The 25,999-nt window shown below is 48.3% G+C and carries 20 protein-coding genes; 14 read left to right on the top strand and 6 right to left on the bottom strand.

Annotated elements, in window-relative coordinates:
- Positions 1-15 precede the first annotated feature (15 nt).
- The gene (locus AC50YG_RS05745) at positions 16-411 is read left to right on the top strand and encodes an immunity 22 family protein (protein ID WP_494825377.1); all 396 of its coding nucleotides are present in this window, start codon (positions 16-18) and stop codon (positions 409-411) included.
- Between the two features lie 104 nt (positions 412-515).
- Here the strand turns inward: AC50YG_RS05745 and AC50YG_RS05740 are convergent, their stop codons facing one another.
- Positions 516-1,661 carry a DUF6688 domain-containing protein gene (locus AC50YG_RS05740; protein ID WP_494825376.1) on the bottom strand — a complete coding sequence of 382 codons (1,146 nt, stop codon included), beginning with the start codon at positions 1,659-1,661 and terminating at the stop codon, positions 516-518.
- Positions 1,662-1,934: 273 nt separating this feature from the next.
- On the opposite strand from AC50YG_RS05740, the gene AC50YG_RS05735 reads away from it, so the two are divergent.
- The 7 genes from AC50YG_RS05735 to AC50YG_RS05705 all read left to right on the top strand — a co-directional run bounded on the left by AC50YG_RS05735 (position 1,935) and on the right by AC50YG_RS05705 (position 9,607).
- Entirely contained in the window at positions 1,935-3,449 is a 1,515-nt protein-coding gene (locus AC50YG_RS05735; protein WP_494825375.1) for a sugar ABC transporter ATP-binding protein, read from the top strand.
- Positions 3,450-3,556: 107 nt separating this feature from the next.
- Entirely contained in the window at positions 3,557-4,594 is a 1,038-nt protein-coding gene (locus AC50YG_RS05730) for an ABC transporter permease (protein ID WP_473758363.1), read from the top strand.
- Between the two features lie 2 nt (positions 4,595-4,596).
- The gene (locus tag AC50YG_RS05725) at positions 4,597-5,589 is read left to right on the top strand and encodes an ABC transporter permease (RefSeq protein ID WP_494825374.1); all 993 of its coding nucleotides are present in this window, start codon (positions 4,597-4,599) and stop codon (positions 5,587-5,589) included.
- 213 nt (positions 5,590-5,802) lie between these two features.
- Positions 5,803-6,855, top strand: coding sequence for a rhamnose ABC transporter substrate-binding protein (rhaS, locus tag AC50YG_RS05720; protein WP_494825373.1), 1,053 nt, complete (start codon positions 5,803-5,805; stop codon positions 6,853-6,855).
- 34 nt (positions 6,856-6,889) lie between these two features.
- Complete coding sequence (locus tag AC50YG_RS05715; RefSeq protein WP_494825372.1) at positions 6,890-7,216, top strand: L-rhamnose mutarotase; 327 nt, start codon at positions 6,890-6,892, stop codon at positions 7,214-7,216.
- Between the two features lie 172 nt (positions 7,217-7,388).
- Positions 7,389-8,300: a cation diffusion facilitator family transporter gene (locus AC50YG_RS05710; RefSeq protein WP_494825370.1), complete on the top strand. Its 912-nt coding sequence runs from the start codon at positions 7,389-7,391 to the stop codon at positions 8,298-8,300.
- A 329-nt stretch (positions 8,301-8,629) separates the two neighbouring features.
- Positions 8,630-9,607 carry a C40 family peptidase gene (locus tag AC50YG_RS05705; RefSeq protein ID WP_494825368.1) on the top strand — a complete coding sequence of 326 codons (978 nt, stop codon included), beginning with the start codon at positions 8,630-8,632 and terminating at the stop codon, positions 9,605-9,607.
- A 111-nt stretch (positions 9,608-9,718) separates the two neighbouring features.
- Here the strand turns inward: AC50YG_RS05705 and AC50YG_RS05700 are convergent, their stop codons facing one another.
- The 3 genes from AC50YG_RS05700 to AC50YG_RS05690 are packed head-to-tail and all read right to left on the bottom strand — an operon-like array spanning position 9,719 to position 13,512.
- Entirely contained in the window at positions 9,719-10,906 is a 1,188-nt protein-coding gene (locus AC50YG_RS05700; protein WP_473758372.1) for an acyltransferase, read from the bottom strand.
- Between the two features lie 25 nt (positions 10,907-10,931).
- The gene (locus tag AC50YG_RS05695; RefSeq protein WP_494825366.1) at positions 10,932-12,347 is read right to left on the bottom strand and encodes an NAD-dependent malic enzyme; all 1,416 of its coding nucleotides are present in this window, start codon (positions 12,345-12,347) and stop codon (positions 10,932-10,934) included.
- Positions 12,348-12,396: 49 nt separating this feature from the next.
- A complete protein-coding gene (locus tag AC50YG_RS05690) occupies positions 12,397-13,512 on the bottom strand; it encodes an MGDG synthase family glycosyltransferase (RefSeq protein ID WP_494825364.1) in 1,116 nt (371 codons plus the stop codon).
- Positions 13,513-13,818: 306 nt separating this feature from the next.
- Between AC50YG_RS05690 and kapB the strand changes: the two genes are divergently transcribed.
- Entirely contained in the window at positions 13,819-14,205 is a 387-nt protein-coding gene (gene kapB / locus AC50YG_RS05685; RefSeq protein WP_494825363.1) for a kinase-associated lipoprotein KapB, read from the top strand.
- 128 nt (positions 14,206-14,333) lie between these two features.
- Here the strand turns inward: kapB and AC50YG_RS05680 are convergent, their stop codons facing one another.
- Complete coding sequence (locus AC50YG_RS05680; protein WP_494825362.1) at positions 14,334-15,620, bottom strand: SGNH/GDSL hydrolase family protein; 1,287 nt, start codon at positions 15,618-15,620, stop codon at positions 14,334-14,336.
- Between the two features lie 580 nt (positions 15,621-16,200).
- Here AC50YG_RS05680 and gltB point away from each other — a divergent pair.
- Positions 16,201-20,802, top strand: a complete 4,602-nt coding sequence (gene gltB, locus AC50YG_RS05675; RefSeq protein ID WP_341281406.1) for a glutamate synthase large subunit — start codon at positions 16,201-16,203, stop codon at positions 20,800-20,802.
- A 485-nt stretch (positions 20,803-21,287) separates the two neighbouring features.
- On the opposite strand, the gene AC50YG_RS05670 is transcribed toward gltB, so the two are convergent.
- The gene (locus AC50YG_RS05670; RefSeq protein ID WP_338554856.1) at positions 21,288-21,656 is read right to left on the bottom strand and encodes a helix-turn-helix domain-containing protein; all 369 of its coding nucleotides are present in this window, start codon (positions 21,654-21,656) and stop codon (positions 21,288-21,290) included.
- Positions 21,657-22,008: 352 nt separating this feature from the next.
- Between AC50YG_RS05670 and AC50YG_RS05665 the strand changes: the two genes are divergently transcribed.
- The 4 genes from AC50YG_RS05665 (at position 22,009) to AC50YG_RS05650 (ending at position 25,773) form a co-directional block, all read left to right on the top strand.
- Positions 22,009-22,440, top strand: coding sequence for a PilZ domain-containing protein (locus AC50YG_RS05665; protein WP_473758380.1), 432 nt, complete (start codon positions 22,009-22,011; stop codon positions 22,438-22,440).
- A 13-nt stretch (positions 22,441-22,453) separates the two neighbouring features.
- Positions 22,454-23,389, top strand: coding sequence for an LCP family glycopolymer transferase (locus AC50YG_RS05660; protein WP_473758381.1), 936 nt, complete (start codon positions 22,454-22,456; stop codon positions 23,387-23,389).
- A 685-nt stretch (positions 23,390-24,074) separates the two neighbouring features.
- On the top strand, positions 24,075-24,977 hold the full coding sequence (locus AC50YG_RS05655; RefSeq protein WP_494826330.1) for an ABC transporter ATP-binding protein: 903 nt from the start codon (positions 24,075-24,077) through the stop codon (positions 24,975-24,977).
- Positions 24,970-25,773 (top strand): ABC transporter permease, encoded by an 804-nt coding sequence (locus tag AC50YG_RS05650; protein WP_494825359.1) that lies wholly within the window; start codon positions 24,970-24,972, stop codon positions 25,771-25,773. Before AC50YG_RS05655 ends, AC50YG_RS05650 begins: the two co-directional genes overlap by 8 nt.
- The last annotated feature ends 226 nt before the right edge of the window (positions 25,774-25,999 follow it).

The following is a 25,999-nucleotide window of genomic DNA, read 5'->3' as shown; positions in this document are numbered from 1 at the left end:
AGGAAAGGGGCTATTTTGGAGAAAGAAGGTTGTGCTTCATTGTGGCTGGGGAAGCTGTGCTCAGCGGAGCAGCTTAAGGAACTGCTTGAAATCAATTATACAAGTGATGGAGATTCGGTTCCTTCCGCCTTTGCGGGGTATTTTGGCATTGAGAGGTATGACGATGGTTTCAGGGAAGCTGAATTTTTTGTGGAGGAACGTCGAGGCGGCGATACAGCGAATCTGCTAGCAGGCTTCTCCTATGAGGGGGATTTGATTCCGATGTTTGCCGATTTGCTAAAAGGAAGCACTTTGAATGAATATAATACCGTCATTATTCTGTACAACTTCAAGTATGAAGGCAAGCAGGGAAACTATCAGGACATATCTGCACAGCTGAACTTTATCGGAAGTATGCCATATCAGACATAATGCCCGTATATGCCCAATGAATCCCCACCTATTTGTTGAAAAAAAAGAGAGATCAGCCTGCTTCTTCAAGCAAAGCTAATCTCTCTTTTTCATTGCCGATAAAGCTATTTCCTCAGCTCGCTATACTGCCGATGAATACGGTTTTCGGGGTTCCGATCGACCGTATACAATACGGCGAGAAAAAACCATTCCAGCGGCTTCATCAGCAGGTAAACGACATCGGCAGACCACGGTCGATTGATATGCTTACTGAGCGGATAGCCGTATTTGTCGTAGCAGCGGCGGATGATTTTGTGCGTTCGCGGCGCGTACTCCTCAATAATATTTTCAAAAGCATTCGCAACCAGCAGTTGGCGGTTGACGACGATTCTGTTGCCGTGTCGAAGCCCGGCGCGCAGCGGCTTGACGATTTTGCGGTGCCCTCTCACCGAAACGGTGCATAAATAATGACCATCTCCCGGTACGATAACCGGCGGAGGGGCTGGCAATTGCGAATAATGAAAGCTGCTCGTTTCAATAAATACACGGATGAAGCTATCTGGGCGCTGTCCGAACAGCACCAGCAGCAGCTGGACGATTAGCATGACTGGGAAAAAGGCAATCGACCAGAGCAGCGGCAGCCGGGAATATTTTTGGCGAAAATAGTCCATGAACCGCAGCCATTTGCTGCTGTACACGATCTCCTCTTGTTGGGCGCGGTGCATAAACGCATTGGCGGAATGCTTAAGCTCAGCTACATACAGTCCGATTAAGCACGCGAAGCCCAAATGCAGCAAAATAATGGGAGTGGCTCCAGCGGAATCATCACCGTAACGGCCGAAGCCGATGTGCGAGAAATAGGCGATAGCGAAGATGACATTGGCAATTAGGAGGACGGAGGCCGCTGCAAAAAGTATTGGCGGTAAAGCCCCTCTAGCCAATTTTAACGCCAAATAAGCGAAGCCACTCAAAATAAGGCTGCATATAACGGTCACTACATAATCATTGGAAAGAGTAGCGTAGCCATCCAGAAAGTTTCCCGTCAGCTCACTCTGCTGCAGCGGCAGTCCTCCTGCTATACCGTAGCTGTTGAACAGAAAACCTAGACATAGAAACCCAACCATTGCGATGAAGGACAGCACCTCCATTATGATCACATGCACCTTTTTAACGGGTGTACGCTCATCTACGATCCAGCTGCGAACCATTAATACGATAGAACTGACCGGGAAAAGAAAGATAGCAATAAACACTAGCAGATAAAAAAGCAAACTCTTCTCTCCTTAATTGAGGCGGACAACGGTGTGGTTAATCCCCTTTGTATGTATAATCATATCCTCTCATATTTACCCAATTTCGGTCTAGCCGACGCGAAAAATTTTTTTCGAAAAAGCGATTTTGAAAAAAGGAATTGCGCATATCATGTCGAAATGATAAATCAACGAACATGAATAATCACAAAAGAAAGTAAATAAACATCTAAAGCGTCTAAAAAAAGCTATTTCATGTTTGCTTTAAATAAGCTGACGAATAGGAGCAAGCCGATGGAGCCATATGTTTTAGAATTGAAAGCGATTACAAAAATCTTTCCCGGTGTAAAGGCGCTGAGCGATGTCATGTTTCAGTTAGCGCCCGGCGAAATTCATGCGCTGATGGGTGAGAATGGAGCAGGCAAATCCACGTTTATCAAAATCATTACCGGCGTGCATTCTCCTACTGAAGGCGAGATGTACGTGAATGGGCAGAAGGTGCAGTTTCAAAACCCGAATGATGCGAAGCGTCTTGGCATCGCTGCCATCTACCAGCATGTGACCTGTTATCCGGATCTTAGCGTGACGGAAAATATTTTTATGGGCCATGAAAAGGTGCAAAAAGGGACGCGACGCATCCGCTGGGGCGAGATGCATAAGGAAGCGCAAAAGCTGCTGGATGACCTTGGCGCAAAATTCAGCCCGCGTACGCTGATGGGCTCGCTCAGCGTAGCGGAGCAGCAAATCGTCGAAATTGCGAAAGCGCTATCAACCGATGCGAAAATCATCATTATGGATGAGCCTACGGCGGCGCTCACAAAGCGGGAGAGCGAGGAGCTGTACCGAATCACAGAGCGGCTGCGGGATCGCGGGGCTTCGATTATTTTTATCTCCCATCGGTTCGAGGATATGTACCGCCTAGCCAGCAAGGTAACCGTATTTCGCGATGGCAAATATATCGGCAGCTGGCAGGTTGATGAAATCGACAATAAAGATTTAATCGTCGCCATGGTCGGCCGTGAAATTACCCAGCTGTTTCCGAAGACGGAGGCGAAGCTGGGGGATGAAGTGCTGAGGACGGAGGGGCTGGGCAGAACAGGCTACTTCGCAGATATTTCATTTTCGCTGCGGCGCGGAGAAATATTAGGCTTTACCGGACTTGTAGGCGCGGGACGCACAGAGGTATTTCAAAGTTTGTTCGGCATTGAAGCGTATGACAGAGGGCAGGTGTTCGTGAAGGGCGAGCCGGTGCGAATTGAAAATCCGCAGCAGGCGATGAAGCTGGGCATTGGCTATTTGCCGGAGGATCGTCAGAAGCAGGGACTGGTGCTGGATTGGGAAATTTCGCGCAATATTACGCTATCCGCGCTTGATCGATTCGTCAGTAAAGGCTCGCTGGATACGGCGAAGGAAGAGGAGGAAGCAGTCAGGCTGGCGCAAAAAATGAACGTCAAGGCGCCGAGCATTTACCATCTAGTCAGCTCGCTGTCGGGCGGGAATCAGCAGAAGGTGGTGTTCGCCAAGCTGCTGACGGCCGACCTCGACATTCTCATTCTCGATGAGCCGACGAAAGGCGTAGATGTTGGTGCAAAATCAGCCATCTATGAAATTATTAGCACCTTGGCCGGGCAAGGCTACGGCGTCGTTATGATTTCCTCGGAAATGCCGGAAATTATCGGGATGTGCGACCGAGTCGCGGTTATGCGCGAGGGGCGAATTACAGCAATGCTCGGCAAGGGCGACGTGACGCAGGAAAATATTTTGCAGGCGGCGATGGAAAGTCGCAGTCCGAGTGTTGTGCTGGCGTAGCGGTGGCGAGCTAAAGCAACAATAGTAAGCTGCTGATTCGGGACAATACGCAAGCGTTATTTTTGAACGGGAAATATTCCATTATGAACGAAAAGGGTGGGACGGCAATGGCCGAGACAAAAATGGCTGCCAAGGGGTTAGTAAACAGGCCAGCAGAGAAGCAGTCGCTGAGCGCTGTGGTCGCGAAGTTTCGCGAGCTGGGATTGTTAGCATTTATTATTGTACTGTCACTCCTCGTGCAGCTGCGCAATCCAAGCTTTCTAACGCTGGAGAATATGAACGACATGATTACGAATACAGCGATTCTTAGCATATTGGCGGTGGGCATGATGCTCGTCATCATTACGAGAGGCATCGACCTATCCATAGGGGCGACGCTGGCGCTATCGGGCATGATTGCTGCGCTTACCGTAAACGCGTTTCCAGAGGTTAATCCGCTAATTGCGATTTTCCTGGGAACGGCTGTCGGGCTAGTGTGCGGCGTCGTACTAGGGTTTCTCATTGCAAAAATGGGCATTCTCCCGATTATTGCCACGCTCGGCATGATGAATGTATTCCGCGGGCTGACCTTTATGGCCAGCGGCGGCAAATGGGTAAGCGCCCATCAAATGCCGGTCAGCTTTAAAGCGATTGCCACGGGCTCGATCCTCGGCATTAATACGCTGATCGTCATAGCGGTCGTCATTTATATTGTGTTTTATTATTTCATCAATCACACCCGTACCGGCAGACAGATTTACGCGGTGGGCAGCAATCCCGAATCAGCGAAAATCAGCGGCATCCGCAATGACCGCATTTTATGGCTCGTCTATTCAATTATGGGCGGTTTATCCGGTCTTGCCGGCGTTCTTTGGGTATCGAAGTTCGCTTCTGCGCAAGGGGATACAGCTATGGGCTACGAGCTTAGCGTTATCGCAGCTTGTGTACTGGGCGGGGTTAGCATTGCGGGCGGATCGGGAAAAGTATCCGGCGTTATTCTGGGCTCGATTTTGCTCGGCATTCTTAATAATGCGCTGCCGCTTATTAATGTATCGCCTTTTTGGCAGACGGGCATTCAAGGCTCGATTATATTGATCGCCGTTATTACGAATGCGCTCGTCAAACGGGGCGTTGACCGCAATAACCTCATGAGGAGGAACATTTAACGATGGAAACACGAGTGATTTCAGGCAGCCGGGCCTTTTCATGGAAGCGCTTTTTTATGCAATGGGAATGGATGCTGGTGCTGATTTTTATAGCCGTAAACATTATGAATATGAATTTGTCGGAGTATTATTGGAGCTTTGACAGCCTTAGGGATGCGACGATGACCTTTCTGGATAAAGCATTTATCGTGCTGCCGATGGTGCTGATCATCATCCTTGGGGACATTGATATTTCGGTCGCGTCGATTGTCGCGTTGTCCTCCGTCATTATGGCGGATCTTTATAACTCCGGCGTTCCAATGCCGCTGGCGATGCTGATCTGCCTCGGCGTTGGACTCGTATGCGGCTTCATTAATGGTCTATTAATCGTCAAGTTTAAGGAGCTGTCCTCAGTCATAGTCACGCTGGCGACGATGATCATTTATCGCGGCATTGCGTATATTTTGCTGGAGGATCAAGCAGCAGGCAAGTTTCCTGAATGGTTCAGCTTTCTTGGCTGGGGCTACGTCGGCCCCATTCCATTCATCCTCATTGTTTTTGCAATATGCGCGGCGGTGTTCATCGTGCTGCTGCATCGTACGACCTTCGGACGACGCGTCTATGCCATGGGCAACAATTTGACAGCCAGCCGCTTCTCGGGTATTCGCGTCGACCGGATGAAAATTATTGTGTTCACCTTGGCGGGCTTAATGGCGGCGGTTACGGCGCTATTCCTCACCTCGCGTATGGGCAGCACAAGACCGAATGTGGCGACAGGCTATGAGCTGGATGTTATTGCGATGGTTGTTCTTGGCGGCATTAGTACAGCTGGCGGCAAAGGACGAATGATCGGCGCGATTTTGGCTGTGTTCCTAATTGGGTTCTTGCGCTACGGCCTTGGTCTCGTCAATGTGCCAGCGCAAGTGCTGCTCATTATTCTCGGTCTGCTGCTCATCGTAGCGGTTATGCTGCCGAAGCTTAAGCTGTCTTCTCTTACTAGGAAGCGAAGCAGCTAAGCTAAGCGCACCACGTGCGGTCGCCATGGCAGTATAGCGAGCAGAGCGGTGCGATATTACATCGGCATAGCAGTAAACACACGGTAAACGGCTGCATTTTTAACAGGAGCGGGCAGCAGAGAGAGAAGAGCGTTTCGTTTGCAGCAGCCTGCCCGACTCATCCGGGGAAGAAGCAGCTTTTTATATATAAATGATAAAAGGGAGGCAATACAGATGAAAAAGGTTTTAGCGACATTTTTGACAGTAATTATGGTGTTAACGGTTTTAGCCGCATGCAGCACTTCGGGAAGCAAACCGGCAGGGGAATCCGGCGGCGATGCTGGAGCGAGCGGCGGCAAGAAGAAATTTGCAATCATCTTTAAAAATACGGGGAACCCTTATGGCGAGAAGGAGATGGAGGGGTTCAAGCAGGCGATTGAGGAGCTGGGGCATGAAGCGATTTTGAAGGCGCCGGACCAGCCGACTGCTGAAGCGCAAATCCAAATGATCGAAGAGCTGATCTCCCAAAAGGTTGCGTCTATCGCCATTGTAGGCAACGATCCCGACGCCCTGCAGCCGGCACTGAAAAAAGCGATGGATCAAGGCATCAAGGTGCTGTCGCTAGATTCCGCTGTTAACGGGGAAAGCCGGATGGTGCATATTAACCAAGCGGACCCTGAGCGTATCGGGCGTGTGCAAATACAGGCCATTTCCGATATGATCGGCGGTAAAGGGCAAATTGCAGTTCTCAGCGCAACTTCGCAGGCAACGAACCAGAACACATGGATTGAATGGATGAAGAAAGAGCTGGAAGATCCGAAATACAAAGAAATTGAACTGGTGAAGGTAGCTTACGGCGACGATCTGCGGGATAAAAGCGTATCGGAAACAGAGGCGCTGCTCAAATCGTACCCTGACCTTAAGGGCATTATTGCACCAACGACGGTAGGGATTGCAGCGGCAGGCAAAGTGCTTACCGACAAAGGGCTGACAGGCAAGGTTCATCTGACGGGCCTTGGCCTGCCAAGCGAAATGGCAGAATACATTGAAAGCGGCGTTAGCCAGTGGATGTATTTGTGGAACCCGCTCGATGTGGGCTACTTGTCCGGCTATGCAGCTGATGCACTTGTGAACGGTACCATTACAGGCGAGGTGGGCGACAAGTTTACAGCAGGACGTCTCGGCGATAAAGAAGTTATCGTTGATGTTGGCGGCACGCAGATTATGCTGGGCGACCCGTTTAAATTTGACGCAGCCAACATTGCAGAGTGGAAGGAAGTCTACTAAAAACGGGCTGGGCTGAAGAGGAGGAGGAAGCATCATGGCAATGAGTAATAAATACGCCTGGAGCTGGCAGGTGAAGGAGGAGTGCTTGGAGGAATATATACGGATGCATCTCGATCCGTGGCCGGAAATCATAGAAGAGCATCGCAGTGCGGGCATCTCCAACTATTCTATTTTTCAAAATGGGACGCAGTTTTTCTATTGCTTTGAGTGCGAGGATGTGGAAGCCGCCTTCGCCTACATTGCGAAAAGCGATGCTTGCAACCGCTGGAATGCCATTACGTCAAAAATGGTTCAAGGCTCATTTAATTTTCAGCAAGCCGAACCCATTAAGCCGCTCCGTGAAGTTTTTTTTCTGAAATAGCGTTTTAAAGCGATCCGCCTCAGCCCCTGCTGCTATGCGATTTCCAAGGTAAAGTGTTGCCCTGCTGCATAAAAGTACGCATAAGGTCAACACTGTTTCTCTAGACCCACTCTGGTTTAGTCGGGTATGATACCTTTACTTGGAGATCATTAGGAAATGAGGTAAGGACGCTTTGGATCAGTATGAAAAAATCAAGCAGGGCGAGAAGGGTGCTTGGCTCAGCATTGTGACGTATTTGACGCTGACCGCACTAAAGCTAGGAGGCGGCTACTATTTTGCTTCTGGAGCGCTCGTTGCGGATGGCTTTAACAATTTAACGGATATTGTGGCCTCGCTGGCGGTACTTATCGGTTTGCGAATTTCACAGAAGCCGCCGGATAAAGATCATCCTTATGGACATTTTCGGGCAGAGACGATTGCCGCGCTGATTGCGTCCTTTATTATGGCAACGGTCGGCATTCAAGTATTGATTACAGCTGTCGGTTCGCTTTGGTCGGGTAAAGAAGCGGCGCCATCCCTTAACTCGGCGTGGATCGCCATCTTTTCTGCTGTCGTCATGCTGAGCGTTTATTATTACAATCGGCGGCTGGCGAAGCGAATTAACAATCAGGCGCTTATGGCGGCGGCAAAGGATAATTTATCAGATGCGCTCGTCAGTACAGGAGCTGCGATTGGCATTATCGGCGCCCAGTTCGGCCTGCCTTGGCTTGATCCAGTAGCGGCAATTGCGGTTGGTATTATTATTTGCAAGACGGCTTGGGAAATTTTCTACAGCTCGACCCATGCGCTGACGGATGGCTTTGATGAGAATGAGCTGACGACGCTCAGGGCGACGATTGAACGTACGAAAGGGGTTAAATCCATTAAGGATATTAAAGCCCGCGTTCATGGCAGCAATGTGCTGGTTGACGTTATAGTACAGGTTGATCCTGAGCTCACACTGATCGAAAGCCATGTCATTTGTGATGAAATTGAGCATCGCATGGAGCGCAAGCATAATATTATGAGTGTGCATGTCCATGTAGAGCCCCATGAGCTGGAGAATGCTAAATTTGAGCCAAATGCCGAAAAACATGTCGAATAAAAGGGATGTAATTGTTCCCAAGGTAAAATAAACCAATCCAGTTGATACTTTAGTCTCAATTCATTATCGCGACTATAGTCATGCTTTCTGGGACGGGGAAATAAAGCATTAAAGTGAGTAACAGCAGTAGTTACAGAGCTTTTAACGAAGAGGCCAATCGCTATTGCGAAGGCCTCTTCGTTTTTTATTGCGAAATTTTAATGCTTCCAATTTACCAATTTGGTAAATTGGCAAATAGGAAAAAAGGTTGATGCTGGCAGCAAGTGGGCGCCTCTACAATGGTTGAAGCACCATTTATTTATGCTCAAACAACCAAGGAGGCGTACAGCTTGAAACACACCATGAAAAAAAGGATGCTCACCGCAGCTTTTACCGCATCTCTATTACTGGGTTCTGTCTCGGCTTCAATTCCCACAGTGTTGGCTGCTCAGAGCGCGACCGTAGATGCAGGCGTGAACTTCCGCAGCGCACCATCGGCCTCAGCTCCCGTTATTCGTATGCTTAAAAAAGGAGAACAGGTCACGATTCTAGATGCGTCTAACACGTATTGGTACAAGCTTCAGGATTCCTCTGGCCGGACGGGCTATGCTTCGCCTTCCTATTTCTCAGTGTCCTCCGTATCGACTCCGAACGCGGCAACAGGTACCATTCAAAAATCGGTATCCTTCCGGACAGGCGCTTCGCTTTCGGCTAGCCGTATCCGCTTTTTGCAGGCTGGTGAACAGGTAGTAATTGTATCGCAGCCAAACGGCAGCTGGTATGAGATTAAAGATTCTTCTGGACAAGCTGGCTATGTCAGCTCTCAATCCCAATATATTAGCATCTCAGGCAGCTCAGGCGGATCGCCTGGCACTACAGCACCGTCGACCGGATCTGTGGAAAGCGTCATTGCGGCGGGGCTCAAATATTTAGGCACCCCCTATGAATACGGCTCAAGCCGCAGCACGACGGCAACATTTGATTGCTCGGATTTTGTAAGACAGGCTTTTCTAGATGGAGTAGGCATTAAGCTGCCCGCTGATTCGAGGGGGCAAGGGGAGTATGTATCGCAGCGAGGGAAAGCTGTGACGGACTGGCGTCAGCTTAAGCGTGGCGATATTATGTTTTTCATGTCTTATAAGGGAAGTAAAGCTTCTGCCTATGCGGGCACGAATAAATCGTCAGCCACTATTACGCATGACGGCATTTATTTGGGAGACGGCAAAATTTTGCATACATATTCCAATGAGGCGGGCGGCGTAACGATTAGCAGCATAGCAGGCACGCATTGGGAATATCGTTTCCTGTATGGAGGCAGCGCGCTGTAGGGTGAGCAAGGGGTAAAACTATTTTTATAAAGCCTATTATTAAAACAGCCTCCGTCCACCATTGCAAAGCAGCGATGGATGCCGGAGGCTGTTCATTGAGAAAATCCAACGTTAAGCTGTAAAGTCTTTTTGCGGCGCACTTGGCGTTTGCGGTCGTTTTCCCGGCTTTGGCAAATTGCCAAACAACACCCAGGAGAAAGGCAAAAACCGTGCAGCTAATGAAACGATAATCCAAGAACCGACGAGCGCAGCTGCATAGCCGCCTACATACCAGCTGTGCAGCAGCAAGGAATTGCCGGTCACAGGCGGATATTCGCGGTAGTAGAACAGGATGAACGGATGAACCAAATAAATGCCGAACGATAAAGCGCCAAGCTTTGAGAGCAGTGAGACTAGCCAAGGCGCTGCCTTGCGGTAAAGCAGAAACCCGAGCTGCAGCAGCACAAGCGCCGAGAAGAAGGTATGCATATTCCATAAAAACTCATACAGCAGCGAGTGATAGCTGTCGATTTTAAGTCTCGTATCATACCAAATGCTTACATGCCATAGGCCGGCTCCAACCCAAAGGCACCAAAGGGCAATCCAGGCGATAACACGCGATTTGGTTGCATTTTGTTTGTTCATAATGATCCAATGCTTGATTTTCGGAAAATAGATACCGATCGCTGCTCCCATTAAATAGTAGGAGAAGTAGGATAGCGAATAGCTGCCCTTATTCGGAATCGGCGTCGTCAGTACGTATTTATTAATGAGAACGAAAGCCCATTGAATGGCAAAGCCTGCCGGTATCGCCCATTTGACCAAGGCCGGAAACTTTTTCAGCAGCCATAGAAACAAAGGGAGAAGCAAATAAAACTGAATGCTGATAAATACAAAATACAAATGCGTATAAGCGTTACCCGTCAGCACCTTATCCCAGAAGCTGCTTAACGTTTCATCGAGCGGCCTGTTCGGATAGTAGTTGTAATGCAGCAGAGTGAAATAGATAATGGAAAATACCAAATACGGGATAATGATATAAAGCGCTCTGCGTTTGTAAAAGGAGCCAATCAGCTTGGCATCCAGCGGCCTCGTATAGTAATTGTAAAATAGCACGAAGCTGCTTAGAAAAATAAAGGTCGGCGTGCCGAACTTCATAAATATATTAAAAAAGTTATACAGGAAATAGTAGCCGGAATTGACCATTTTCAGCGTAGCGTAGGAGGTCGAGTGGACCGATAATACGCCTAGAATGGCCATTGCACGAACAATCTGCAGCTCGGGAATTGCTTCCCGCCGCTGCAAGGATGCTGTAGACATGTAGCATTTCTTCCTTTCTGTGAGGCTATTCGCGCGGATGTCTGCGAGCTACACCGCTCTCGATAGCAGCATGGATGACGCGTTTGCGTACCTCTTCTACGACTTTGGCATTGAAAACGCTGGGGATAATATACATCGGGCTGAGCTCGTCATCACTAATGACAGCAGCAATCGCTTCAGCGGCAGCCAGCTTCATTTCTTCATTAACGGTAGTTGCTCGGCTATCGAGTGCCCCGCGGAAAATCCCCGGGAAGCACAGCACGTTGTTAATTTGATTTGGATAGTCGGATCGCCCTGTTGCAAACACAGCAACGATATCCTCGACCAGCTCCGGTCGAATTTCAGGCTCGGGATTCGCCATCGCAAATACGATCGGCTCTGCATTCATCGACTCAACATGCGCCCTGGACAAAATCCCGCCTGCCGATACGCCAATAAAAACATCTGCACCAGCAAGCGCTTCGGCCAAATGGCCCGTCTTCTTCTCGGCATTTGTGTGCTCGGCGTACCACTGCCACATGCTATTGTCATAACGGCGGTCAGCGGTTAAAATCCCTTCACGGTCGACTCCAATAATATGTTTTGCGCCGCCGGCAAGCAGCATCTTAGTGCAAGCCGTACCTGCTGCTCCAATACCACATATAACGAAGCGGGTATCCGAAATGTTTCGACCCGTCAGCTTGAGCGCGTTCAGCATAGCGGCGAACAGGACGACGGCTGTGCCATGCTGATCATCGTGAAACACAGGGATATCAAGCTCTTCACGCAACCGGCGTTCGATCTCAAAGCAGCGCGGAGCGGAAATATCTTCTAGATTAATGCCGCCGAAACCCGGCGCTAATTGTTTGACGGCTTGTATAATCTGTTCCGTATCCTGGGTATCGAGGCAAATGGGAAACGCATCAACGTCTGCGAATTGCTTGAACAGCATCGCTTTGCCTTCCATGACAGGCATTGCGGCATATGGCCCGATATTGCCAAGCCCGAGTACGGCACTGCCGTCAGAGACGACAGCGACGGTATTGCGCTTAATGGTTAGCGTAAATGCCTTGGATGGATCCTGTTCAATTGCTTGGCATACTCTTGCGACGTCCGGCGTGTAAACGCGCGAGAGATCGTCGCGGTTCTGAATCGGCGTTTTTGGCTGAACGGTAATTTTGCCACCGAGATGGAGCAGAAAGGTGCGATCGGAAATGTGCTGAAGGCGGATGCCGGGCAGCGTGCCAAGAGCCGCGGAAATGCGATCGGCTGTGCCAGCCTCGGTCATTTTCACGGTTAAATCCCGTACGGTCGTTGTTTTATCGGTATGAATGACATCAATCGCTATAATATCGCCGCCAGCAGTCTCAATAGCCGTCGCGGCCTTGCCGAACTGTGCTTGCTGAATATCGATTTCCACCCGTAAAATAATCGTTTTACCGTCCATGCTGCGTTCCTTCATTCGCTTTCCACTCCTTATCGATTGGCCGAGGAGTCTGACAAAAACGCCGTCACTGCATTAAACGCAGGACGGCATTCGGGCAGCTCTTCGGGTCGTATTGTTGGTTGCGCTTCGTTAGCAAGCTTTCTCGGAATTGGCCTGAGGTATACGGTTCCTGAATCATGGCAAACCACTTATCTACCATTGCAGCAGAATCAAGCATTTCACCAAAGCCATTGCGGATAAAATATTCGCAGTTTTCTTCTTCCTGTCCCGGAATCGGTTCATAGAAGAGCATCGGCATTCCTTTGCTCATGCCCTCGGTACAGGTCATCCCGCCCGGCTTCGTCACGAGTAGATCGGCAATGTCCATCAGCTTGCTGATCTCGTTAGTGAACCCGAGCACCTGAATGTTCGGATGCTGGAACATGGTGCTCGAAAGCATTTTCTCCCTTACCTTATCATTGCTGCCGACGCAGAAAATCAACTGTATGCTTTCGCGCCACTTGGTCATATATTCTAGGAGATTGTCTTCATACATCAATCCCCAGCCTCCACCCATTATAAGCACGGTAGGCATAGGCTTTAAGTTGAATTTCTGCAGCAGCTCCTGCTTGTCGTAGGTTGTCCAGAAGTTCGGGTGTACCGGAATGCCGGTCACTTCAATATTCATGGGGATTACGCCGCGCTCCATCAGCTTGTTTCTCACAAGCGGGGAAGACACCAGGTATTTGCTGACCTCCGGATTGACCCATGCGCCATGGGCATCGTAATCGGTAATAAGCGTGTACAACGGAATATGTAGTCCAAGACGCTTTAGCCTTCCTACGACTGCATTGGGAACGGGATGCGTACATACGATAAGATCCGGCTTCAACTGGGAAATGACCTGTGACGTTTGTGTATAGAACATGCGATGAAGAGCAAGCTGCGTAAAGCGGTTTAGCGATTTCTTGTAATTGCTGCGATACATCAGGCCGACCATTTTTGGCTGTTTGCTTACGGTTTTGCGATAAGCAGACATAATCCATGGCCCGACTACCGGATTAAGAAATTTGCCCAGCTCAATAACGCGGGTTTGAATCTCGGGGTTGATTTGGCGCAATCCCGCCGCTAGAGCATATGCGGCTTGCGTATGTCCCGAGCCGAAACCCTCGGAGAGCAGCAGCACTCTTTTCTTACGCATAATGTCACCTACTTTTCTAATTCCATAATACGTCTCCAAGGTTGGGAACACAAGTCATTCCAGGTTATAAAAATGTAAGCGGTCATGGCTGCTGCGTTCGCATGGTGGCCTGCTCCACATGCTGGTGCAGCAACCTGTCGCAAGCAACCTTGCTCTAAGCTTGCCTGCCTGCGCCATTGTCCTTTATGATTAGAATGGCATCAACCGGAAGCAGATTATACATCCTGATCGTTTCATTTAAAATAAAGCTGGTGTTGTGGCTAGTTAAAGAAGCTGCATACGGCACTTAAGTAGGAGGCATAATTAATGGAAGAAGCAAGGAGCACATTTGAAGTCGGAGCCATTGTGAAAGCGGAAGTAAGATCGGGCCTATATGTCGGAGAAGTAATGGAATTGCATGGACCCCGTGCATTGTTCAAGGTGCTGGCTGTCCTTAAGCATCCACAGCAAGGTGATTTGCACCATCCGTATGAGCCGGATGTGCCGCTGTTTCATGAGCGGCCGGCGCTGGCCTATACAGAGAAGACGATGATTCCGCTGCGCCAGCTGCAGACCTTTAGCGGCCATGTGCCGGATTACCGCGAATCTCTGCGTGCTGCTTTGGAGGCCGAAGTGGCTACGCTTGATCGGTTGAAGCGCTGGTCAGAACAAGGTCTTGCTTTGCTTGAGCAGCTTGGAAAGCAATATAAGTAGTCGTTTATACAGCTCATATATTGTGCTGCGCTAATCGGGTAAAACAAACGGCAGTCGTTCGCTTAGGACGGCTGCCGTTTGTTTTATTTATGACTGGTCTTACATTTGCTTGCTTACTTAGCTTAAAGCTAGTTGATGAAGACAGCTTGAAGCGTACTGCGATAGGTAACCTGCAAGCCAAGCTCCTCGGAGAGGACCGCTAGCGGCAAATAGGTTTTTTGTTCTTTGCCGCTCTTTTGCAAATAAGCAGCGGGGCTGTTCAGTTTTTTCTTCACGCCATCAACAAGGATAGTAGAAGATCCAATTGTAAAAGCTACCGTATGATTATTGTAGGAAACGGTTGCGGTTTGGTTCGTTTTGTTCCAAACAAGCTTTGCTCCAATGGCATCTGTAATGTCGCGCATCGGCACGAAGGTGCGGTTGCTTTTCATGGTGGCAGGGGATGAAGCTGCGAGCTCCTTGCCGCGTACGACTACAGAGACGGGCACATTCGCTGGGCGAGTGCGAACACTCAAATACTTATTCCATATTGTGGTAGAATAAGTCTGACCCATAGCCGCGTACCCAAGGCGGGTCGGGTGGAAGTCACTGTTTGCAATCGACGTATATTCCAGCTCTTTGCCGACAAAAGGTTTGCTGACTTCAGTAATGGAAATATCGAATCCTGCTGTTTTTGTAGTGGCTACTATGCTTTTAAGCTTTTCATTAAGCTGGCTCAGCGCTTGCAACTCAAACTCACGCAGGCGTGCTGCATCTTCGGGTAAGGGAAAGCTTAGACCGCCAACTGTAATGGTAGCCGGAATCGGCATGTATTGATCGGCAATTACGAACTTTGCTTCTGGCGCGAGTGCGGTTGCCGCCTGCAGCCCAGCGTTCAGCCCTGTTTCAAATTGAGTCAGTGCCGTTTGCAGCAGCTGTGCTTTCTCCTCATTCGTAGTGGTGGATGTGATTTGTGCGGCTATACCGATCAAATCATTTCCTCCTATCGTCATAACGATCAGATCGGCGCCGCGAATGCTGCCTTGCATTTGTGCAGTTCCGCTAATGATAGCTGCGGCGCGAGGATCCTTCAGTCCAGGCTGAACGTCGCTGACCGTGACGGTTTTACCTTCTGACACCGCTCCAAGCAGTTGGCTAAAGCCATTTGTCGTCAGGCCAAGAATACCGTAATTGACATATTCCGCGCGTAGCCCTTGGAACAATGCCTGCTCGTATACGTGCTCCACGTAGCCGTATGGTACAGATTTTGCATCAAAGCCATACTCATAGCCGGCAGTTAGTGAATCTCCAAGCGCGACGATCTGATAGGACTCCGCTTCTTTTTCTGCGGCGGCAGCTGTTTTCAAGCCGGGTGAAGCCACCAATAAACCGATAATTATAAATAGAAACGACACTTTCCTCCACTTTCCAGACAACATGGACACTTCCTTTTGATAAAATAGTAGCAGCGGGTTTTCATTCATTTGCATAATTGTGTATAAAGTTTGCAGAAAGAACACGAACATTGCCGTTCTGATCACAATTATGAAAATATTAAATTGATTCCGTTTTGGCCTGATGTTAAAATACTGTAATAATCGCAAGTGGCGGAATACAGCCCGGAATATGGTCAACCTCAAACGATGCCCGCAGCGCTGCTTAATTTTATTCAACATAACACGAACGTTTTCCTGCGAGTGCAGCTAAAAAGTTTGTGTACATCTATTCGGCGCGCTATCGGATACAGACGTATGAGTAATTATGCAAAGTGATAGGCTGGCGGATAATCTCTGTTGTCCGCTTTGCTAAAATATAAGCATTTATAAGTTTCACACTTATAAATGGGCTTATATTTCATCGTGAAACGGCAGCTTTGCCACCAAAGGACGGCTTCAGCCGTTTACGCTTGTCAAGCTATAAGCCTGTTTGATGAAGCATAACTGCTTGTTCTCACAGCGATCGGCTTGGTTCTGTTATGCACGCCCCAAAAATCTTCTGATAGAAAGGTTGCACACAATGAAAGAGAAAATTTTTGGATTACCGCCGAAACAAGGTCTGTATGATCCTCAATTTGAGAAAGATGCATGCGGCATGGGATTCGTGGCGAACATTAAAGGAAGAAAGTCGCACAAGATTATTCGCCAGGCGCTGACGTTGCTGGAGAATATGGAGCATCGCGGCGGTCAAGGCAGCGAACCAAACACTGGAGATGGAGCAGGAATTATGCTTCAAATCCCCCATGCGTTTTTTGCAAATGAGCTGAAGCGAATGGAAGTGGAACTGCCAAGCGAAGGAGAATATGCCGTAGGTATGGTGTTTCTGCCGCAGGATGAGAACGTTCGCCGTTCGCTGGAGAGCGATCTTGAAGCTATTATTCGTGAAGAAGGCCAGTCGCTCATTGCTTGGCGTACCGTGCCGACGAATGATGCAAAGCTCGGTCAATCTGCTAAGTCGGTTAAGCCTTTTGTCCGCCAAGTATTTATTGGTAAGAACGAGAGCTTGAAGGACGTCTTGGCATTCGAGCGCAAGCTGTATGTCATTCGCAAACGGGCGGAAATCGCCATTCGCTTCTCGGGCAAAGAAGGCGGAGAGATGTTTTATTTCCCGAGCTTGTCCACGAAGAAAATCGTTTATAAAGGCATGCTTACGACGGAGCAGGTTGGCTCCTTCTATGTGGAGCTGAATGATGAGTCGGTCGTCACAGCTATGGCGCTTGTCCACTCTCGTTTTAGTACAAACACTTTCCCAAGCTGGGAACGTGCTCATCCGTTCCATTATTTGATTCACAACGGGGAGATTAATACGCTCCGCGGCAATGTGAACTGGATGCATGCTCGCCAGACGCTGTTTGAAACCGAATTGTTCGGCAGCGACATGGACAAAATTAAACCGATTATTAATCCCGATGGTTCGGATACAGCGATGTTTGACAATACGCTGGAATTTTTGTACTTGTCCGGTCGCTCATTGCCGCATGCGGCAATGATGATGGTTCCAGAACCATGGTCCAACCACGAGGGCATGGATGATGACAAAAAAGCTTTCTATGAATACCACAGCACTCTAATGGAGCCTTGGGATGGACCAGCTGCAATGGCCTTTACAGATGGCGTGCAGATCGGTGCTTTCCTTGACCGCAATGGCTTGCGTCCAGCTCGTTATTACGTAACGAAGGACGATCATATTATTCTTGGCTCCGAGGCGGGGACCGTTGTTATTCCGCCAGAGGATATTTTGTATAAAGATCGCCTGCGTCCGGGTATGATGCTGCTCATCGATACGAAGGAAGGCCGCATCATCTCCGATGAGGAAGTGAAGAAGCAAATCGCGACGGAGCAGCCGTACCGCGAGTGGTTGAACGAGCATTTGATCGATTTGGAAGATTTGCCGGATGCGCCGGAATTGCCGGAGCTTGACCATGCGACGGTACAGCAGCGCCAGCAATCTTTCGGCTATACATTTGAAGATTTGCGCAAAGTGCTTGAGCCTATGGCAAGCAGCGGCATGGAGCCGATTGCTTCGATGGGCTACGATGCTCCGCTTGCTGTATTGTCAGACCGTCCTCAGCGCTTGTACAACTATTTCAAACAGCTGTTTGCGCAAGTAACGAACCCGCCAATCGATTCGATTCGTGAGGAGATCATTACTGCAGTAGGTACAACAATCGGACCTGAGCGCAACCTATTGAAGCCGGAGCCGGAAAGTGCGCGCCACATTAAGCTGGAGACGCCGCTCCTTTCCAATGAGCAGTTTGCGAAGCTACGCCATGTTCGTCGTCCGGGCTTCAAGTCGATTACGCTGCCGATCTTCTTCACGGCTAGTGAAGGAGAAGAGGGTCTGCGCGCAGCACTGAAGCAAATGTGCGAAGCAGCAGACCGTGTTATCGACAAAGGGCATAATATTCTTATTTTGTCCGACCGCGGTATCGACAAAGAAAATGCGGCGATCCCGGCATTGCTTGCCGTATCCGCTTTGCATCACCATTTGATTCGCCAAGGTACGCGGACTAAAGTAGCGATTTTGCTTGAATCCGGCGATCCGCGCGAGGTTCATCACTTTGCGCTGCTGCTCGGCTACGGCGTGAGTGCCGTTAACCCGTATCTGGCATTTGAGACGCTTGACGATATGATCCGCCAAGGCTTGCTGAGAAATATTTCGCATGAGAAAGCGGTCAAAAACTTCATTAAAGCAGCTACTAAAGGCGTAACTAAAGTGTTGTCCAAAATGGGTATTTCCACGATTCAATCGTACCGTGGCGCTCAAATTTTCGAGGCGCTTGGCTTGAAAGAGGAGCTCATTAATGAGTATTTCACTTGGACGCCTTCGCGTATCGGCGGTATTGGACTTGATGTTATTGCTGAAGAAACGCTGAAATATCACAACTTGGCTTACGCTGAACAGGAAGGCCGTGTAACGGAGCTGGAATCCGGCGGCGAATACCAATGGCGTAAAGACGGCGAGGACCACCTATTTAGTCCGCAGACGATCCATACCCTGCAGATGGCGGCTCGCTCCAATGATTATAAGCTTTACAAAAAATTCTCCCATCTTGTTCAAGGTGAGGACAAGAAGCATATGATGCTTCGTTCATTGCTGAGATTTAAGGATGGCAGAACAGCGATTCCGATCGAAGAGGTTGAACCACTGGAATCGATTATGAAACGCTTTAAGACAGGCGCGATGTCCTTCGGCTCGATCAGCAAGGAAGCGCATGAAAGCCTGGCGATTGCGATGAACCGCCTTGGCGGACGTTCGAATACAGGAGAAGGCGGCGAGGACCCAGCGCGCTTTATTCCGGATGAGAACGGTGATTCCCGCCGCAGTGCAATCAAGCAGGTGGCATCGGGACGCTTCGGCGTAACGAGCAACTATTTGGTCAATGCGGATGAGATTCAAATCAAGATGGCGCAAGGCGCGAAGCCAGGAGAAGGCGGACAGCTGCCAGGACGCAAAGTGTACCCTTGGGTTGCCGAGGTTCGTGGCTCCACGCCAGGTGTAGGCTTGATCTCGCCTCCGCCGCATCATGATATTTATTCCATCGAGGATTTGGCTGAGCTGGTTCATGATTTGAAAAATGCGAACCCGCGCGCGCGCATTAACGTTAAACTCGTATCTGAGGTTGGCGTTGGTACGATTGCAGCAGGTGTTGCCAAAGGCCGCGCCGACATTATTATGGTCAGCGGTTATGATGGAGGAACGGGCGCTTCTCCTATGAACTCGATTCGTCATGCGGGCTTGCCGTGGGAGCTTGGTCTGGCTGAGACCCACCAGACGCTGATGATCAACAACCTGCGTGATCGTGTTACGCTTGAAACAGACGGCAAAATGATGAACGGACGCGATGTTGCGATCGCTGTTTTGCTCGGCGCTGAAGAGTATGGCTTCTCGACAGCACCACTAGTTGTGCTCGGTTGTGTGATGATGCGCGTTTGCCAACTAGACACATGTCCGGTCGGTGTAGCAACGCAAAATCCGGAGCTGCGCGCGAAATTTATGGGTGATCCAAGCCATGTGGTCAACTACCTGCGTTTTGTTGGTGAAGAGCTGCGCGAAATTATGGCTGAGCTTGGTTTCCGCACGATTCAGGAGATGGTTGGCCGCGTAGATATTCTTGAAGCGAAGCATCTGGCGGATCATTACAAAGCGAAAGGTCTTGACCTGTCGCCGCTATTGTATCAACCGGAAGTATCTCAGGATGCTATTCGTTACTGTGCGCAAGAGCAAAACCATGGTTTGGATTTGTCCCTTGACGTTCAGGAACTGGTACCAGCAGCGAAAGCCGCTTTGGAAAATGGGGAGCAAGTACGCGGTACATTCCCCATTTTGAATACGAACCGTGTTGTGGGAACGGTGCTTGGCAGCGAAGTGACTCGTCGTTATGGCGCGAAGGGCTTGCCAGAGGATACGATTTCCTTCCACTTCGTTGGTTCGGCAGGCCAAAGCTTTGGCGCTTTCGTTCCTCAAGGCATTACGCTATCGCTGGAAGGCGATTCGAATGACTATGTAGGTAAAGGACTTTCCGGTGGCAAGGTCATTGTGGCTCCTTCATCGAAAGCAACCTTTGTCGCTGAGGAAAATGTCATTATCGGCAACACGGCACTCTACGGAGCAACAAGCGGCGAAGCTTATATTCGCGGTATTGCCGGCGAGCGTTTCGCGGTTCGCAACAGCGGCGTGAATGTTGTTGTTGAGGGCGTGGGCGACCATGGCTGTGAATATATGACGGGCGGCAGAGTCGTCATTCTTGGCCAGACTGGGCGCAACTTTGCAGCTGGGATGTCCGGCGGTGTTGCTTACATCTATGACGAGCAAGGCGACTTCTACAAGCATTGCAATATCGAAATGGTATTGCTGGAGCGTCTTGAAGAGGAAGTCGACATTGCCGAATTACGCGGCATGATTGAACGCCATGTTGCCTATACGGATAGCGCTATTGGTGGTCGTGTGCTGAATGACTGGGATCTATCGCTTGCGAATTTCGTAAAAGTCATTCCAAAAGATTATAAGAAAATGCTGGAGTATATCCGCAAAGCTGAAGATTCCGGTTTGACGGAAGATGCAGCGCTGCTGTCAGCATTTGAAGCCAGCATGAAAGAGCTTGCCCGCACAGGCGGCTGATCCATGTGGCCCAATAGATAAATGAAAAACGGCTCTCCGATAAGGAGAGCCGTTTTTCATTGCTTTTTTTAAAAAAATATAGGAAAGGATATGATTGTTCCATCCTTTCACTATATTTCTACGCGAAACGATAGCTTTGCCGCCAGATTTTATTGTTTTCTTTTCCGAACAAGCAGTGTTCACTGATTTAGGAAAAATGAAAAGTATTTCAAAAATCACATAATATTTACCTTAAATCTACGTATTTCGACAAAAAAACAACAAAAAAAGAACAATCGTGCTCCCACCTTACGACAAATTCCCAGTAAGGTATTGGGTATAATAACAGTATTGTTCAAACTATACATAAGGCAGGAGTCGGATACGAAGATGGCAGAGAAAAATTCAGGCCGTATTGAATTAGATATTAAGGATATACTTATCCAAATGGGAATTCCTCCAGAGAAATGGCCGCCGCTAGCGAATCCACCATCCAAATAAATAGTCTAATTCATCATTCTCTCCGCTCGTACAAAAGCTATAAACCGTTTCGTTTCTTCCACTGTCAACTTACGCCCATCAATACTCAAATTAAACTTCTCCAATATCTCATCATCGGCTAACTCCAAATGCTCGGTAAAATTGCGAACGTCGTCGCTAAGCACCGTTTGCGGATGAAGGGTGCGTCCAACTAGAAAATCTACGGACACTTGGTATAGATCGGCAAATTTTTTCAATGTCTCGGAATCCGGTTCTCGGCGATTTTTCTCGTAATGAGATAAAGCAGCACGTGAAATGCCAAGCTTTGCTGCGGTTTGCTCTTGTGTCCAATGTCTGTCATCTCTCAATTGAGCAATTCTGCTGCCTATATTCATATGACCCCTCCTAAAGGTTTGTGGAACAAACCATCTTCGTAAGCATAAACTTAGGTTTGCGTAGCAAACTGACTTCGTAAGCATAAACGTACTTACAACATATAAACGGCAGGTTTTGCTATGCAAAACCTAGTTTGTATACACACATATTGGATTATTACTGCTACACCTATATTAATACGGAAACGTTAGATTTGCATTTGTTGCAACGAAATGTCGCAAAAAATATTGTTAGACGTTTTTTTTGCTTGACATGATACATATTGTATCTTAAAGTGAAGGAAAAGATTGATACATAATGTATCGAATTATTTCCAAGGCTCTATCACTTTATACCTATAAGGAGAAATAAATGGATGCTAAAGAAGAAAATTCGCGCAGCAAGGTCCGTTTAAAGCTGAAGCCAGGCATTAAGGCAGGGCTGAGGCTGCTCAATCGGCATGGCATTTTAATAAGTCCCTCTACTGGAACGGTACTGGTGCTGAATTTAAGCCAGGAGGGGTTATGCTTCTGGTCTTCTTTAAGGCTCCCCGTACATCGGCTGTATATGGTAGAAATTCGCATGAAGCTGTCCGGCAAAAACATCCGGCTTCAGGGAAATGTGGTTTGGCGTAAACGAACGGATAATGTTTTCGAGTACGGTATGCATTTTGAGCCCCCACTGCTTATCAAATCCATTATTACCCGCCTATTAAATGAAGAATTACTCGCCCAACATCCGCAGCAGCGGAAAATCCATCAGCTATACCGCAGTTTGAACGCAAGAAGCACTTTTGTCAAATGAGGAGGATTTTCGGGTGAAACGTTGGGTTAAACGCTCGCTTATCGTCGTCAGTACCGTATGCCTGGTCGCAGGCTTGGGAACGGCTTTATACAGCTGGTATCTTTATGGAAAGTTTGAAAAAACGGCTGCTGATATGTTTGAGCCCATCATTTCTACTCCGTACGTAAGCTCAGATTCGGAGCTGCAGGTATCCGGCATAGAAGAAGCAATAATCGGGCAGAAGCCCTTCACCGTATTAGTAATGGGAGTAGATGAGAGGACAAATGATCGCGGACGAACAGACACCATGATTGTCATGGGAGTGAATCCGCTCAAGCATTCGGTCTTTATGTTCAACATTCCGCGTGATACGAGAACGGAGATTATTGGACATGGCACGACGGACAAAATAAACCATGCCTACGCTTTTGGTGGGGTGGAAATGTCAAAGCTGACGGTGGAGCATTTTCTTGATTATCCGATTGATTATTATATTCGGGTCAATATGGAAGGTTTCTCGAAAATCATCGACAAGCTTGGCGGAGTAACCGTCAACAATCCATATGCTTTTGATTTCAGCGGTTATACGTTTGAGCAAGGGCCAATTCAGTTAAATGGTGAACAGGCGCTGCTTTATTCTCGCATGAGATATGAGGACCCGAAAGGGGACAGGGGAAGAAATGACCGTCAGCGCGCTGTCCTAAAGCAGCTCATTTCCAATGTGTTTACCTTATATGGCGCTGCACAATTAAGCAATCTGCTTGCGGAGATGGGCGACAATGTGAGGACGAATATAACCTTTGATGAGATGAAAATCTTTTTTAAGGAATATGGGACAGGGATCGAAAAGCTGGATAGCGTTGAAATAGGCGGCAGCGGGACGATGATTGATAAGGTTTGGTACTATATCGTCGGCGATCAGGAACGCAATCGAATTCACGAGCTTCTTAAAAAACAAATGAGCATATAAATGGATGAGGTTTAAAGCCTTCTGCTCTTATAAAAAAATGATAAGGGCCCTGACAAAATGTTGTCAGGGTTCGATGCTTCTGTAAGACGACAAAATTTGAGTTTTTTGTTGACATTATTCGCTAAATACCATAAAATATAAACAAACAGATACATTACGTAACATTTTACATAAAAGTGATACAATAAGTATACAAGGAGTGATCAGGTGATTCAGCTTCAGGAGCAGTTCTATTGCGTCGGATGCCAAAACATGATACCTACAGGGCAAGCGAATGTGTTATTCCGAACCGGATTTTTCCGAGTAGTAAATCGGCTAGGGTGCTGTAGAGCTTGTGCTCAGGCACAAGCTGGCCATGCTAATAAGTTGGAGGCACAATTGCAAAGCGTAACAGGTGAAGTCATCCCATTAACTGCCAAATCTGATTATGATCCCTATCAAACGAGCTTCTATCCGGCAAGCCAAAACCTCCTGACTACAGAAGTTGTGTAGCAGGAGGTTTTTTCTATTTCATTGCTGCTACTTGCGTGCATGTTCCAATCGTTTCCTTATTCGATTATACTAGGTAGGGTTAGATGCAGTCGGATTAATGTTAGATCAGTATTAGATCGCTATTAGAAATGTAAGAGGACATGCGGTTCACTGGAGAAGGAGGAAATAGAAATTGGAGCAGCCAATCGTACAAATGCTAAATGTAACGAAGCGCATCGGCAAACGGACGATCATTGATCATCTTAGCCTTGACTTGCCGGCTGGTGAAGTATTCGGCTTCCTTGGTCCGAATGGAGCAGGAAAGACAACCATGATCCGAATGATGGTCGGCCTCATTTCAATAACGGAAGGCGAAATCAAAATCGATGGCCACAGCATCTCAAAGCATTTTGAGAAAGCGATTCGCCATGTCGGCGCCATTGTCGAAAATCCCGAGATGTACAAATATATGACCGGTTATCAAAATTTGGTTCATTTTGCCCGGATGGTTCCTGGTGTTGAGCATTCACGGATTCAGGAGGTGACGGAGCTTGTCGGGCTTGGCTCGCGCATTCATGATAAAGTTAATACCTATTCGCTGGGGATGCGGCAGCGGCTGGGCGTAGCACAGGCGATTTTGCATCGTCCAAAGCTGCTTATTTTGGATGAGCCGACGAATGGACTTGATCCCATGGGTATTCGTGAACTGCGGGATTATTTGCAAAGGCTGGCCAAGCAAGAAGGACTGGCGATATTCGTCTCCAGCCATTTGCTAGCCGAGATGGAGCTAATGTGCGACCGGGTGGCCATAATCCAGCAGGGCAAGCTTGTGGAGGTTGTCAAGGTTGAGAAAAACAGGGAGTCAGAACAAACGGCAATGCAGCGGGTTGTTTTTGAAGTAGACGATTTAGAGGCGGCGCTTGCTGTTGCAGCAGCTGAGGGGATAACAGGGGAAAGGGCTGGCCAAGCCATCGCTATTGGGGCGGATAAAGAAGCGGTCGCAATCTTTAATGCAAGGCTCGTAGCGGCAGGCATTAAAGTATATGCCATTCAGGCACAGTATCAATCTTTAGAGGATCGGTTCCTCGAGAAGACGGGGGGCGGTCATATTGTATAACTTCAGCAAGCTGCTATTGAATGAAAATATGAAAATCTATCTCCGCACAAGAACCTGGATTATGACGGGACTGCTGCTGGCGTTGGTTGTATTTATGACCGTACCTGTTTATTTTATGTCCAAAGACAGTGCGACATCGATGTGGACACTTGTAAAATATGAATCAGCTGTAGGTTATTTGCTTATTGCGATGTTCACAGCCGTTGTTGCGGCTGGGAGTGTTGCTGAGGAGTTCACGAGCGGAACGATTAAGCTGCTGCTGATTCGCCCATGGATGAGATGGAAAATTTTATTGTCCAAATACATTTCGGTCGTATTGTTCGCGCTGTTCCAGGTCGTGCTGTTATATGCATTTACTATTGCGTTCAATTTTTTGTTTTTTGATTCTACGAATGTAACGGCTGGAGAGATTCATGGCTTTTTCATGGACGAGGGACAATATGAAGGGTCGGCAGCGGTATATAATATGAAATATTATGTGATGCGCTTTATTGCATTGCTTGTGACATCAATGATAGCGTTTATGCTGTCAACGGTATTTCGAAGCGGCGGACTTGCCATTGGATTATCGATTTTTCTCGTATTTTCCTCCATTTCTGTTGGTCCTTTTATCGGGCTAATCAATTATGAATGGGTGGACTACTTGTTTTTTGTCCAATTGGATTTGGTGCCTTATTTGGTTGGAGACGTAGGCGGTCGGACGCTCAGCTTCGCGATTAGCGTGCTTGTCGTCTATTATGCGCTATTTGCAGCGCTCACCTGGTTCGTGTTCGAGAAGCGTGACGTTGGCGCTTAGAGAGGACGTACAAGCATGAGGGAAGCTTGGGGGGCTTTAGTCCGCTGAAAAAGAAGGCTTGCCAGCCTGGCTCCTGAATAAGAGAGCAAGCGGGTGTGAAAAATAGTACAGGGCAGGCGAATTATCGCCTGCCCTGCTTTCGTATGTTCTCTAATGATGCTTGCAGGCTGCTTCTCTTAATCCAATCCGGATTGCTTGTTCTATGTGTTTTCAGCTGTGTGCTTCA

The organism is Paenibacillus sp. J31R34 (assembly GCF_059383715.1).
The sequence above is the reverse complement of the archived record's forward strand: the minus strand, read 5'-3'. Positions and strand labels throughout refer to the sequence as shown.